This is a genomic window from Flavobacteriales bacterium, assembly GCA_016715895.1.
Classification (GTDB): domain Bacteria; phylum Bacteroidota; class Bacteroidia; order Flavobacteriales_F; family PHOS-HE28; genus PHOS-HE28.
Map to the genome: position 1 here is coordinate 1807760 of JADJXH010000003.1, position 13506 is coordinate 1821265.

General features: G+C 65.9%; 9 protein-coding genes. 4 read left to right on the forward strand and 5 right to left on the reverse strand.

The features are described from left to right. Positions 1 to 23: 23 nt before the first annotated feature. Entirely contained in the window at positions 24 to 2429 is a 2406-nt protein-coding gene (locus IPM49_07900) for a heavy metal translocating P-type ATPase (GenBank protein ID MBK9274446.1), read from the reverse strand. Positions 2430 to 2573: 144 nt separating this feature from the next. On the opposite strand from IPM49_07900, the gene IPM49_07905 reads away from it, so the two are divergent. The 4 genes from IPM49_07905 (at position 2574) to secA (ending at position 7853) form a co-directional block, all read left to right on the forward strand. Next, a complete protein-coding gene (locus IPM49_07905) occupies positions 2574 to 3362 on the forward strand; it encodes a class I SAM-dependent methyltransferase (GenBank protein ID MBK9274447.1) in 789 nt (262 codons plus the stop codon). A gap of 52 nt (positions 3363 to 3414) precedes the next feature. Next, positions 3415 to 3966, forward strand: a complete 552-nt coding sequence (locus IPM49_07910; GenBank protein ID MBK9274448.1) for a cob(I)yrinic acid a,c-diamide adenosyltransferase — start codon at positions 3415 to 3417, stop codon at positions 3964 to 3966. Between the two features lie 116 nt (positions 3967 to 4082). After that, positions 4083 to 4304, forward strand: a complete 222-nt coding sequence (locus tag IPM49_07915) for a DUF2795 domain-containing protein (GenBank protein ID MBK9274449.1) — start codon at positions 4083 to 4085, stop codon at positions 4302 to 4304. A 174-nt stretch (positions 4305 to 4478) separates the two neighbouring features. Beyond that, positions 4479 to 7853 carry a preprotein translocase subunit SecA gene (gene secA, locus IPM49_07920; protein MBK9274450.1) on the forward strand — a complete coding sequence of 1125 codons (3375 nt, stop codon included), beginning with the start codon at positions 4479 to 4481 and terminating at the stop codon, positions 7851 to 7853. 73 nt (positions 7854 to 7926) lie between these two features. Here the strand turns inward: secA and IPM49_07925 are convergent, their stop codons facing one another. The 4 genes from IPM49_07925 to IPM49_07940 form a co-directional block, all read right to left on the reverse strand. Continuing rightward, positions 7927 to 8625, reverse strand: a complete 699-nt coding sequence (locus tag IPM49_07925) for an energy transducer TonB (GenBank protein ID MBK9274451.1) — start codon at positions 8623 to 8625, stop codon at positions 7927 to 7929. Between the two features lie 74 nt (positions 8626 to 8699). Further along, positions 8700 to 10238, reverse strand: a complete 1539-nt coding sequence (locus tag IPM49_07930) for a YifB family Mg chelatase-like AAA ATPase (GenBank protein ID MBK9274452.1) — start codon at positions 10236 to 10238, stop codon at positions 8700 to 8702. A 5-nt stretch (positions 10239 to 10243) separates the two neighbouring features. After that, positions 10244 to 10819, reverse strand: a complete 576-nt coding sequence (lpcA, locus tag IPM49_07935; protein ID MBK9274453.1) for a D-sedoheptulose 7-phosphate isomerase — start codon at positions 10817 to 10819, stop codon at positions 10244 to 10246. A 199-nt stretch (positions 10820 to 11018) separates the two neighbouring features. Further along, positions 11019 to 13502 (reverse strand): thioredoxin family protein, encoded by a 2484-nt coding sequence (locus IPM49_07940; protein MBK9274454.1) that lies wholly within the window; start codon positions 13500 to 13502, stop codon positions 11019 to 11021. Positions 13503 to 13506: the final 4 nt, after the last annotated feature.

Here is a 13506-nt window from a genome sequence, read left to right on the forward strand (position 1 = left end):
CTCACCGGGCCGGCTGACTTTCGTCAGTTCCGCATGCCAAGCCCCAGACGGCGGGCACGGAGCCACACGGCGAGCGAGACGAAGCCGACCACCGTCACGGAGCTGAGCGGCATCAGGATCGCGGCGATCAGGGGGGTCAAGTGGCCGCTGACCGCAAAGCTGACACCGGTGATGTTGTACCCGAGGGAGAGCAACAGGCTGGCCCGCACGATCCGGCGTGCGCTGCGTGCCAGGCGCAAGGCGGCCGGCAGGTCCCCGAAGGCCCTCACATCGAGGATCGCATCGCTGGCCGGGGTCAGGGCGGCGCTCGTTTCGCTCACCGTGATGCCCACGTCGCTCTGGCGCAGTGCGCCGGCATCGTTCAGTCCGTCGCCGACCATCATCACCCGCCGCCCCTTGGCCTGCAAGCCACGAACGAACACCGCCTTGTCCGCCGGCGAGCACCCCGTACGGACCTGATGCGGGGCGAAGACCTCGGCCACGTCCTTGTCCACCGACAGGTCGCCGGTCAGGAGATAGGTATCCGTGAGGCAGGCGGTGGCCGCCACCGTGGTGGCCATGCCCGACCGCGCCCGCTTGCTGATCTCGAAATGGCCCAGATGGGCCCCGTCCACCGACACATGCACATGTGCGGCCCCGTTGGCCCTGGACCGCTCCTTACCACCCGTGAAGGCGGCCGTACCGATGCGCACCTCCTGGCCGTCGACCTCGCCACGGATGCCCGCGCCCACCTCCTCCACCACCCCGCTCGCCACGCCGGCCTGCCCGCGCAGGTGGTGGTACAGCACCGCGCTGAGCGGGTGCAGGCTGTTGTGGGCAAGGCTTCGCACGCACGCCAGGACCGCCGGGTCCGGTGGGGGACCAACGAACCGAACAGCATGGGCCTCGCGTTCCGTGAGGGTGCCCGTCTTGTCGAACACCGCAGTGTCCACGGAGGCGATGCGCTCCACCACCTCCGCATCACGGAGGAAGAGGCCGCGACGGCCCAACAAGCGGATGGTATGGCCATAGGTGAATGGCATGCTGAGGGCCAGGGCGCAGGGACACGCCACGATGAGCACCGCGGTCACCACCGGCCACACCTGCGCGGCATCACGCCCCCACCAGTAGAGGCCGGCACCGATGGCCAGCAGGACCACGGCCACCGTGAAGCGCCGGGCCACGGCATCGATGAGGCGGGGCATGCCGGGGCGCTCGGCACCTGCCGCATGCTCCTCCCATAACCGCTTCAGGTGGCTGTCCGCGAAGGCGCGAAGCACCTGCAGTTCGATCGCGGCGCCACGCTGTCGTCCGCCCGCCTTCACCAGATCGCCGGGAGCGCGGCGCATGGGCAGCGGCTCACCGGTGATGAAGCTGTTGTCGATGTGCCCCTCGCCCGACACGAGCACCGCATCCACGGGCACGAGTTCCTGGTCGCGCACCACGATACGGTCACCGGGCCGCAGGTCGCCCACGGCCACGGGCACCTCCGCATCGCCCGTCCGGCGAAGCACCACCAAGGGAAGAAAGTCGTTCAGACCACGGTCGAAGCTCAGCGCACCATAGGTGTAGGCCTGGTACCAGCGGCCCACGAGCAGGAAGAACAGCAGGCCGGCGAGCGAATCGAAGTAGCCCGGACCGACGCCCATCACCACGTCCCACACACTGCGTGCGAACAGGGCGATGATGCCGAGCGCAATGGGCTGGTCGATGTTGACCTGTCGCGTGCGCAGCCCCGCCCAGGCCGAGCGGAAATAGTCCGTGCTGCTGAAGAGCACGACCGGCAGTGAGAACACCAGGCTGAGGAACTGGAAACCCCGCTTCAACTGGTCGTCGCTCACATCGGCGCCCAGGTATTCCGGGAAGCTGAAGAGCATGATGTTGCCGAAGGCGAACGCGGCGACGCCGAGCCTGAGGTACAGGATGCGGGGGACCCGCGACCCGCGCTCTCCTGCTGCGGCCTTTCCCCGCCCGTCCAACGAAGGGCCGTAGCCCAGCCTGCGCAACAGCTCCACCAGCCCGCGGAGGCTCATCCGCTCTTCACGGAACGTGACGGTGAGCTCCTTGGTCGTGAACCGCACGCGGGACCGAAGGATGGCCGCGTCGATGCGCTGCAGGTGTTCCAGCAGCCAGATGCAGCTGCTGCAGTGCATCTGTGGGATGTGGAAGGTGATCCGTGTGATGCCGTCCTCGCTGTACTCCACCAGCCGGTCGCGCACCTCCGGAAGGTCGAACAGCTCGGCCCGCATGGCCTGGCCATCCTGCTCCACCCGGGCACCCGGGCGCTCCGTAAGGGCGTAATAGTCGCAGAGCCCGCTCTCCTGGAGCAACCCATAGACCGCATGACAACCCTGGCAGCAGAAATCGTGGTCCTCCGCCTTCAGGTGATCGGTCCCGCAGACGTCGCCGCAATGGTAACAGCGCACCACCTCCTTCACCTGTTGCGGCATGGCACGAAGGTCCGACCGGTGCCGCCGCATGGAAGCTGACGCGCGTCATGCCCGGCGGCCGCACACGATCATGTGTTGAACCTGCACGGGACAGGTTCCCCGGGGAGAGCCTGGTCCCGGTACTTTTGCTGGACCCCGGTCCCCATGGAACAGCACATCCAGCGCATCGGCAGCTACCTGAGCCACCTTGTCCGTGCGCGGGGTCCGCACGGCATCCACTCCCCCTTCGTGTACACCTTGATCACCGAGGTGCTGAGGAACGACCACGAGCGTCCGGAATTCCAGGCCATCGAGCAGCTGCGCGACGAATTGCTGTCGAGCGACCGCACCATCGAGGTGAACGATCTGGGGGCCGGTTCACGCGTGCTTGATCATCCCGTGCGGCAGGTGGCCGACATGGCGCGCACGGCCATGAAGCCGCCGCGCCAGGCCCGCCTTCTGTTCCGTCTGGCCCGGTATTTCGACCCCGCCACGGTGCTGGAGCTCGGCACCTCGTTCGGCCTCACCACGCTCTACCTCGCGCTCGGTGCGGAGCACGGCGAGGTGACGACGATCGAGGGCTGCCCACGCACCTTTCAGATCGCCAAGCATCACGTCGAGCGCTCCGGCCTGGCCAACATCCATCCGGTGCTTGGCGCCTTCAGGACGCGGCTGCCCGATGTCCTGCGCACCATGGAGCGCCTGGACATGGCCTTCATCGACGGTCACCATGAGAAGGCGGCCACGCTGGACCTCTTCGAGCGCTGCCTGGCAAAAGCGCATCCCGGCTCACTGTTCGTCCTGGATGATATCCACTGGAGCCGCGGCATGGAGGAGGCCTGGGAGGCGGTGAAGTCCCACCCGCGGGTGACCGTGACCATCGACCTCTATGACCTCGGGCTGGTGTTCTTCCGTGCCGAACAAGCGCCCCAGCATTTCCGTTCCCGCTACTGATCGCCCGGGACCGTGAGAGGCGGTCCTTCACACGAACCGAACGCCACCGCACATGAGGATCTACACGCGCACCGGGGACAAAGGAGAGACCGGCCTGCTGGGCGGAGAGCGCGTGACCAAGAGCGACGGGCGCATCGAGGCGTACGGCACGGTGGACGAGCTGAACAGCCATCTGGGCCTGCTGCGCGACCAGGCCCCGGAGGAGCATCGCGCGCTGCTGGAGGACATCCAGAACACCTTGTTCGCGCTGGGCTCGCGACTGGCCTGTGCTTCGGATGCGGACGCGGAACGGTTCAAGCTGCCTCCGATCGGCGAGGCGCATGTGAAGGGCCTGGAGGAGGCCATGGACGCCATGGACCGCGAACTGGCCCCCATGCGGAACTTCATCCTCCCGGGCGGCCATCCCTGCGTGTCGCAGGCCCACATCTGCCGCACGGTGTGCCGCCGGGCCGAACGCAGGGTGGTCGAGCTGGCGACGCTGACCCCCATCCCGCAGGTGCTCGTGGAATACCTGAACCGGCTGAGCGATCTGCTGTTCGTCCTCGCACGGCACATCGGTCTGCGGCTGCAGGTGGCCGAGATCCCTTGGAAGCCGCGCGGCTGAAGGACCGGTGGTGAGGCCTTCACCGGGTGTGCCGGCCGGTTGAAAACTACCCGGTGGCGGCTGGGGCATCCGGTTATATTTGCGCCCGTTTTACCGGAACGAGCAACCCGCGCACGATGTATTGGACACTGGAACTGGCCTCCTACCTGGAGGATGCGCCTTGGCCGGCCACCAAGGATGAGCTCATTGATTTCGCGATGCGTACAGGCGCCCCCCTCGAAGTGGTGGAGAACCTGCAGGCCATCGAGGACGATGAGGAGGTGTTCGAGAGCATCGAGGACATCTGGCCGGACTACCCCTCCAAGGAGGATTTCTTCTTCAACGAGGACGAGTATTGATCGGACCGCTCCCCCACCTGAGGACCCCCGGTATGCCCGGGGGTCTTTCGTTGGCGGCTGCCAGATCGGCGCGACCCACCCGGCGGCATGGTCCGTGCACGCTCCATCAGCCCTAACTTCGCGCGCTTCCGCCCGCCCCCGGACCGCCAGGCGGCGCCATCCCTGCATCCAGCCATGATAGGAGCCTTCAACAAAGCCATCAAGTCCATTTTCGGTGACAAGGCCACGCGCGACCTCAAGGAGGTGGCCCCGCTGGTCGAACAGGTGAAGGCCCGCTACGCCGAGCTCGCCGCGCTGGACCACGACGGGCTGCGCGCGCGCACCGCCGCCCTCCGCGAACGCATCCGCGAGCGGATCAAGGCGGACCAGGACCAGGCCGACCAGCTCCGCGCGGAGATCGACGCCGATCCGGGCATGGACATCCATGCGCGGGAGGGGCGCTACCAGCAGATCGACAAACTGGAGGCCGCCACGGTGGCCGCCATCGAGGAGGTGCTCGCCGAGATCCTCCCGGAGGCCTTCGCGATCGTCAAGGACACCGCCCGCCGGTTCAAGGAGAACCCGGAGCTGCGCGTCCAGGCCACGGCGATGGACCGTGAGCTCGCCGCCCGGCGGGACAGCGTGCGCATCGAAGGGGAACAGGCCGTCTGGCGCAACAGCTGGGTGGCCGCAGGCAGCACCATCACCTGGGACATGGTGCACTACGATGTGCAGTTGATCGGCGGCACCGCCCTGCACAAGGGGCGTATCGCGGAAATGGGTACCGGCGAAGGCAAGACGCTTGTGGCCACCCTGCCGGTCTTCTTGAACGCGCTGGCGGGTCGAGGGGTTCACGTGGTCACCGTGAACGACTACCTGAGCAAGCGGGACAGCGAGTGGATGGGGCCGATCTACGAGTTCCACGGCCTCAGCGTGGACTGCATCGACAAGCACCAGCCCAACAGCGCCGAGCGCCGCAACGCCTACCTGGCCGACATCACCTTCGGCACCAACAACGAATTCGGCTTCGACTACCTGCGCGACAACATGGCCCATGCGCCCAGCGCGCAGGTGCAGCGAAAGCACCATTTCGCGATCGTGGACGAGGTGGACAGCGTCCTCATCGACGATGCCCGCACCCCGCTCATCATCAGCGGCCCCACGCCCAAGGGCGAGGTGCACCAGTTCGACGAGTACAAGCCGCGCGTGGAGCGCCTTTACGCGGCTCAGAAGCAACTGGTGACCAAGCTCCTCGCCGAGGCCAAGGAGTTGCTGAAGGGGCTCGGCGACGGAAGCATCAGCAAGGATGCGCAAGAGCGCGGCGGACTGGCCTTGCTCCGCGCCCACCGCGGCCTGCCGAAGAACTCGGCGCTCATCAAGTTCCTCAGCGAGCCCGGCGTCCGGGCCCTTCTCCAGCGCACCGAGAACCACTATCTGCAGGACCAGGCCAAGGAGATGCCGAAGGTGGATCAGGAGCTCTTCTTCGTCATCGAGGAGAAGCACAACCAGATCGAGCTCACCGAGAAAGGCGTGGACCTGATCAGCGGCGATGTGCAGGACGCCCAGTTCTTCATCCTGCCCGACGTGGGTGCCACCATCGCCGAGATCGAGCGCGGCGGCGCGGCCCTCGAAGAGAAGGCGCGCCGGAAGGATGACCTGCTTCGGGAGTTCGGGATCAAGAGCGAGCGCATCCACACGGTGAACCAGCTGATCCGCGCCTACGCCCTGTTCGAGAAGGACGTGGAGTACGTGGTGATGGACGGCAAGGTGAAGATCGTGGACGAGCAGACCGGCCGCATCATGGAGGGCCGCCGCTACAGCGACGGGCTGCACCAGGCCATCGAGAGCAAGGAGAAGGTGAAGGTGGAGGCCGCCACGCAGACCTACGCCACCATCACCCTGCAGAACTACTTCCGCATGTACCACAAGCTGGCCGGCATGACCGGTACGGCCGAAACGGAGGCGCAGGAGTTCTGGGACATCTACAAGCTCGACGTGATGGTGATCCCCACCAACCGCCCCGTGGTCCGCAAGGACAACGAGGACATGGTGTTCAAGACCAAGCGGGAGAAGTACACCGCGGTGATCGAGGAGATCGTGAAGCTCCAGGGCGAGGGCAGGCCCGTGCTGGTGGGCACCACCAGCGTGGAGGTGAGCGAGCTGATGAGCAAGATGCTCACGATGCGGGGCATCAAGCACAACGTACTGAACGCCAAACAGCACGCCCGCGAGGCCGAGATCGTGGCCCACGCGGGGCTGGCGGGCACCGTGACCATCGCCACCAACATGGCCGGTCGCGGAACGGACATCAAGCTCGGTCCCGGCGTGAAGGAGGCCGGCGGCCTGGCCATCATCGGCACGGAAAAGCACGAGAGCCGCCGGGTGGACCGCCAGTTGCGCGGTCGCAGCGGCCGACAGGGCGACCCGGGTTCCTCCCAGTTCTACATCAGCCTGGAGGACGACCTCATGCGCCTGTTCGGCAGCGAGCGGATCGCCAAGTTGATGGACACCCTGGGCCTCAAGGAGGGCGAGGTGATCCAGCACGCCATGGTGACCCGCAGCATCGAACGCGCCCAGAAGAAGGTGGAGGAGAACAACTTCGGCATCCGCAAGCGCCTGCTGGAGTACGATGATGTGATGAACAGCCAGCGTACGGTGATCTACAAGCGCCGCAACCATGCGCTGTTCGGCGAGCGCCTGAAGCTGGACATCATGAACATGTTCCACGACGTCGCCCAGGGCATCGTGGACCAGTACCACGAGGCCGGCGATCACGAGGGGTTCCAACTGGAGCTCTTCCGACGGCTTCACTGCGAGAGCCCCGTGCCGGCCGACGCGTTCCGCAAGGCGGACCGCGACACCCTGGTGGACCAGGTGATGGAGGCGGCGCTCGCCGCCTATGGCCGGCGCACCAATGAGCTCGCACGCCAGGCCCTGCCGGTGATCAGCGACGTCTTCCTCAACCAGGGCGCGCAGTACGAGAACATCGTGGTGCCGATCACGGACGGGATCAAGACCATGCAGGTGGTGGCCAACCTGGAGCGCTGTTACCGGTCCGAAGGAAGGGAACTGGCGGCCAGTGTGGAGAAGTACATCACGCTGGCGGTGATCGACCACGAGTGGAAGGAGCACCTGCGGGAGATGGACGACCTGCGCCGCAACGTGCAGAACGCAAGTCTTGAACAGAAGGACCCCCTGCTCATCTACAAGCTGGAGAGCTTCAACCTCTTCAAGGACATGGTGGAGCGCATCAACGCTGACGTCATTGGCTTCCTCAGCGGGGCCGGGTTGCCCACGGCGCAGCCCAACGTGCAACAGGCCCAGGCCCCCCGTGCCCCGCAGCAGCGCTTGCAGACCAGCCGCACCGATGTACCGAACTACGCGGGCAGCAGCACCAGTGCCGCTCCGCGTACCGCACCCGCGCCGCCTCGTGCCGCTCCGCCGCCTTCGCAGGCCGGGCCACCTCGTCCGGCGCAGCCCGTTCGCGTGGAGAAGAAGGTGGGCCGGAACGACCCCTGCCCGTGCGGCAGCGGGAAGAAGTTCAAGCAGTGCCACGGCAAGGAGGGCTGATCGGAACCCTGCATAACGGCGAAGGCCCCGGAGGTCCCGGGGCCTTCATCCTATGGTATGGCGTCTGGTTCGTTCAGAAATCCACGGGCAGCCGCATCTGCACCCGCACGGGTCGACCCTTCTCACGGCCAGGGTCCCAGGCCGGCGTGGACCGCAGGGCATCCACCACCTTCTCATCGATGAGGGGGTCCTGCCCCTTCACCACCTTCACATCGGAAAGTGCTCCGTTCTTCTCCACGATGAAGCTGGCCGTCACTTGGGCCTTCATCCGTTGCTCCTCATCACCCGAGACCTTCCGACGGATATAGCGGACAAGGGCCTTCTCACCACCAGGGTAGTTGGGCATGCTCTGAGCCCTTGTATACACGATGTCGGCCAGCGGTTCGGGGTCGTATACCTTCTCCGCGAGAGGGCGTCCCCAGGCATCATATCGCTCCCACACGCCTGACTTCAATCCCTCGGTGTAATCACCCGAGCTTTCCACCTTGCCGTTGGCATGGTAGTACGTGAAGTGGCCGTGCTCGATGGTGAGCTGTTGGTCGAGATAGCGGCCTTCGGCCTTCAACTTACCGTCCATCGCATAGGTGCGGCCGATGAAATACTGGCCCTCCATGCCCTCCCAGATGCGGTAGAAGGTGGCCTTGCGGCCGGTGGTGCGCTCCAGATGCTCGTCAAGGAAGATGCGCTCCGGGTCCTGCGCGGCCGCCCCCGTCAGGGAGAGCAGGAATGCCGCGATGGTGGCGGAGGACAGGGAAAGCAGCGTGATGCGCACGGCGTTGAGGTTGGGGCCCGGTCGATCCGGACGTACCCTCATACGGGGTGGCGGCCGCAGGGTTACACGCCGCCTCAACCGGCCCAGCCCTCGCGGTCCAGGCTGCGGTACTGGATGGCCTCGGCCAGGTGCTCGGTGCGGATGTCCGCGCTGTCGGCCAGGTCGGCGATGGTGCGCGCCACCTTCAGGATGCGGTCATATGCACGGGCACTGAGACCGAGCCGCTCCATCGCCCGCTCCAGCAGCGCCTTGCCGGCGTCATCGATGCGACAGATGCTCCGCAGCTGCTGGCTGCTCATCTGCGCGTTGCTGTGCAGCCCGATGCCGGCGAACCGCCGCTGTTGCGCCTCACGCGCGCGCACCACGCGCTTCCGCACCTCGGCGCTCCGTTCGGTGCTGCGCTCCGCGCTCAGTTCGCTGAACGGCACCGGCGTCACCTCGATGTGGATGTCGATCCGGTCCAGCAGCGGGCCGCTGATGCGCGTGAGGTACTTCTGCACCACACCGGGAGCGCACACGCACTCCTTCTCCGGGTGGTTGTGGAAGCCGCAGGGACAGGGGTTCATCGCGGCCACCAACATGAAGCTCGCCGGGTATTCCACGGTGAAGCGGGCACGGGAGATGGTGACCACCCGGTCCTCCAAGGGCTGGCGCAGCACCTCCAGCACGGTACGCTTGAACTCGGGCAGCTCATCCAGAAAGAGGACGCCGTTGTGCGCCAGGCTGATCTCTCCAGGCTGGGGATGGCTGCCGCCACCCACGAGCGCCACATCGCTGATGGTATGGTGCGGCGAGCGGAAGGGGCGCACGCTCAACAGGCTGTCCTCCTTGCGCAGCTTGCCGGCCACGCTGTGGATCTTGGTGGTCTCCAACGCCTCCTCGATGTGCAGTGGCGGCAGGATCGTGGGCAGCCGCTTGGCCAGCATGGTCTTGCCCGCGCCCGGCGGACCGATGAGGATGATGTTGTGCCCGCCGGCGGCGGCGATCTCGAAGGCCCGCTTGATGTTCTCCTGGCCCTTCACGTCGGCGATGTCCACCGGGTACGACCGGCTGCTGGCCGCGAACTCGGCGGCGATGTCCACATGCTCGGGTTCCACGGTCGGTCCACCCTCCAGGATGCCGATGACCTCCCGCAGGTGGGTGACACCGTACACGGTGAGGCCTTCGACGATGGCCGCCTCGCGGCCGTTCTCCTTGGGCACGATCACGCCCTTGAAGCCGCTGCGCTTGGCTTCGATGGCGATGGGCAGGGCGCCCTTGATCGGGCGGACACCACCGTCCATCGACAGTTCACCCATGATGAGGAAGTCCGGGAACCGGTCCGTGGGGATCTGGCCCGTGCTGCCCAGAATGCCCACGGCCATGGGCAGGTCGTACGCCGAACCCTCCTTGTGCACGTCGGCCGGGGCCAGGTTGATCACCGTGCGCTTGCCACGCGGGAAATCGAGGCCGCAGCTGCGCACGGCGTTGTCCATGCGATGATAGCTCTCCTTCACGGCGTTGTCCGGCAACCCCACCAGGTAGAACTTCACCCCTTTGGTGACATTGACCTCCGCCGTGACGATGGTGGCGTTGATGCCGAAGACCGCGCTGCCGAAGACCTTGACCAGCATGCCCCTCAGTTCAGCTCCCGCTCGATGTGATCGATGAAGGCGTGGATCACCTTGATGTGCACTTCCTGGATCCGGTCGGCGTATCCGTTGTGGGGCACACGCACTTCCACGGTGCACAGGTCGGCCAGCTTTCCGCCGTCCTTGCCGGTGAGGCCGATGACATGCATGCCCTTCTCGCGGGCCACCTCGGCGGCACGCAGCACGTTGGGGCTGTTGCCGCTGGTGCTGATGGCGAGCAGCACATCGCCCTCGCGTCCATGCGCCTGTACGAACCGCGCGAACACGTGCTCGAAGCCGTGGTCGTTGCCCACGCAGGTGAGGTGGCTGGGATCGCTGATGCTCAAGGCTGCGATGGGCGGGCGGTCGTCGCGGTAGCGGCCGGTAAGCTCTTCGGCGAAGTGCATGGCATCGCACATGCTGCCGCCGTTCCCGCAGCTGATCACCTTGGCCCCCTGCTTGAGGCAATAGGACATGAAGGCGGAGGCCTGCTCCACGGCGGCGAGGTTGGCCGGGTCGGCCAGGAAGCGCGCAAGCACGTCGGCGGCCTCGGTGAAATGGGTGCGGATGCGGTCGTTGCTCATGGGATCAAAGATGCGGCAGAACGCAGGGCCGTGCCGGTCCCCGCCCCGGCCGGACGGGCATCCCCGGTATGGCCTTGAACGGGCCGGGCTTCAGCTCGTGCCGCTCGCATCATGCGCCTCGAACGTCGGAATATCCGTCAACATGTCGCCCGAAAAGATGGCGGATCGGATCCGGTCCCGCAAGCCCCGCGGAAGGTGCTCAGCGGCTGGCGCGCTGGTCCAGGATGCGCATGGCCTCGATGCCGCGCTCTAGAAAGGCCTGGTACTCGGCCACATCAGGTGTGTAGGCCACCGGATCGGTGAGCAGCTCGCCTTCCGGGCTCAGCAGCGCATAGAACGGTTGTGAGCTGATCTGGAAGGTCTCCGCCTGCACCGTGCTCCACTTGTTGCCCATGGTGACGATGGGCTTCTGCTTGCCGGAAGAGGTCTTGTAGATGTGCTGCTGCTCCTTCGGCAGTTCCTGCTTGTCGTCCACATAGAGCGACACGAGCACGTAGCGGTCCTTGATCAGGTCGTACACCTCCGGCTCGGGCCAGACATGCTCCTCCATCTTGCGGCAGTTCACGCAGGCATATCCGGTGAAATCGAGCAGGAGCGGCTTGCCCGTGGCCTGGGCCTGGGCCTGGGCGGCGTCCAGATCGTGGTAGCAATCCAGATTGTGCGGGCAGTGTTTCGGGAAGATCCAACTGTACCCTACGGGCGGCGCCAGCCCGCTCATCAGCTTGAGGGTGTGGAAGGTGTTGGTATCCGCGTTGTAGCGGAAACCGAGGGCGAGGTAGCCCGTGGTGACGGCGAAGAGGGCGGTGAAGGCCCACCGTGGTCCAGAACGTTTGGTGACGGGGCTGTCGTGCGGGAACCGGATCAGGCCCAACAGGTAGAGGACAATGCCCAAGGCACAAAGCACCCACACCGCCATGAACAGTTCATAGCGCACCAGGCCCCAGTGCTTCACGAGGTCGGCGTTGCTCAGGAACTTGAAGGCCAGGGCCACCTCGGCGAACCCGAGCACCACCTTCACGCTGTTGAGCCAGCTGCCGCTGCGCGGAAGGCTGTTGAGCCAGCTGGGGAACATGGCGAACAGGGCGAAGGGCAGGGCGAGGGCCATGCCGAACCCGCCCAGACCGGCCGTGAGCTGCCATGCCCCCCCATCGGCCGTCAGGGCTCCTGCGAGCAGCGAGCCCAGGATCGGTCCCGTGCAGCTGAACGACACCAGGGCCAGGGTGAGGGCCATGAAGAAAATACCGACCAATCCACCGAACCGCGAGGCCTTCTGGTCCATGCTGTTCACCCAGCTGCTCGGCAGGGTGATCTCGAAGTAGCCGAAGAAGCTGACCGCGAAGACCAGAAAGATGACAAAGAAGAACACGTTGAGCCAGGGGTTCGTACTGATCTCGTTGAAGATCTCGGGGTTCACCGATCCCAGCAGGTGGAAAGGAAGGCTGAAGATCAGGTAGATCAACAGGATGAAGCCTCCGTAGGTGAGCGCATTGCGCAGGCCCTTGCCATGGTCCTCGCTGCCCTTGGTGAAGAAGCTCACCGTGAGGGGGATCATCGGGAACACGCACGGCGTGAGCAGAGCGAGCAGGCCGCCGACGAATCCCAGCAGGAAGATCCTCCACAGCGATGTGGTGGAGCGCAGTTCGGCCACCTCGCCCGTGGACGCCTTCAGCACGGGGGCGTTGAGGTCCACCTTGGGCAGCTTGTACATGGGCCCGTCCACCACCGCGAGGTCGGACCCCGAAGGCGCACCGCCCAGCACCACGGCACCGGTGGCAGGCACGATGGAGAAGGCCAGCGGGTCGGGGAACACACAGGCCTCATCGTTGCAGCTCATGTAATTGATGGTGCCGGTGACGGGCCGCTGCGGATCGTCCACCCGCACCGTGCGCGTGAACACGACCGTGCCCTTGTACTTGCGCACGGTCATTTCGAAGATGGGGTCATGGCCCTCCACCTTGCCGGCCCCCTGCTCGGTGGGCTCGCCTGCTGATGCGAAATGAGGCACGGTGTCGAACACGATGCTGGTCGGGATCGGTCCATCGCCAAAGGCCTCCTGGCTGTAGATGTACCAGCCGTCGCGCACGGTGGCGCCAAAGGCGATCGCCCAACGCCCGGAGCCAAGGTCGCTCGCGGACACTGTCCATTGCACGGGGTCGTCACTGGCGGCGGCCCGGGTGAAGGGGACGGCCCCCATCTCGGCACGGTCGGCCGCCGGGGTGATGCGGAAGTGGACGGGGTCCGGGAAGATGCACGCGCGGTCGTCGCAGGTCATGTACTCCAGCCGCCCTGTGATCGGCGAGGCTGGATCGGTGAGCGCGACCCGCTGGGTGAAAAGCGCGTAGCCCTTGAACTTCTTCACCTGCATGTCGAACACCGGATCATGGCCCTGCACGACGTGTGCACCGGTCTCTTCAGCCGCTCCGGCAAGGGTCACATGCGGCAGGGTGTCGAACGCCAGCGTGGTGGGCATGGGCCCTGCATCGCCGAAGCTCTGCTGGGAGTACACGTACCAGCCGTCGATGATGTCAGCGCGGAAGATCAGGTCCCATTGGGCGCCCTCCACCTGCACCATGCTGATGCTCCAGGTGACGGGATCCGCGGAGACCGGTGCCGCGCCGCCGGGCAATTGGGCCGAGACGCTGATGGCAAGTGCGCCACTGAATAGGGAAAGGGCTCTGCGCATGGGG

Coding starts and splice junctions, on each gene's coding strand:
- IPM49_07900 (MBK9274446.1), bottom strand. CDS start 2,429: ATGCCGCAACAGGTGAAGGAGGTGGTGCGCTGTTACCATTGCGGCGAC.
- IPM49_07905 (MBK9274447.1), top strand. CDS start 2,574: ATGGAACAGCACATCCAGCGCATCGGCAGCTACCTGAGCCACCTTGTC.
- IPM49_07910 (MBK9274448.1), top strand. CDS start 3,415: ATGAGGATCTACACGCGCACCGGGGACAAAGGAGAGACCGGCCTGCTG.
- IPM49_07915 (MBK9274449.1), top strand. CDS start 4,083: ATGTATTGGACACTGGAACTGGCCTCCTACCTGGAGGATGCGCCTTGG.
- secA (MBK9274450.1), top strand. CDS start 4,479: ATGATAGGAGCCTTCAACAAAGCCATCAAGTCCATTTTCGGTGACAAG.
- IPM49_07930 (MBK9274452.1), bottom strand. CDS start 10,238: ATGCTGGTCAAGGTCTTCGGCAGCGCGGTCTTCGGCATCAACGCCACC.
- lpcA (MBK9274453.1), bottom strand. CDS start 10,819: ATGAGCAACGACCGCATCCGCACCCATTTCACCGAGGCCGCCGACGTG.
- IPM49_07940 (MBK9274454.1), bottom strand. CDS start 13,502: ATGCGCAGAGCCCTTTCCCTATTCAGTGGCGCACTTGCCATCAGCGTC.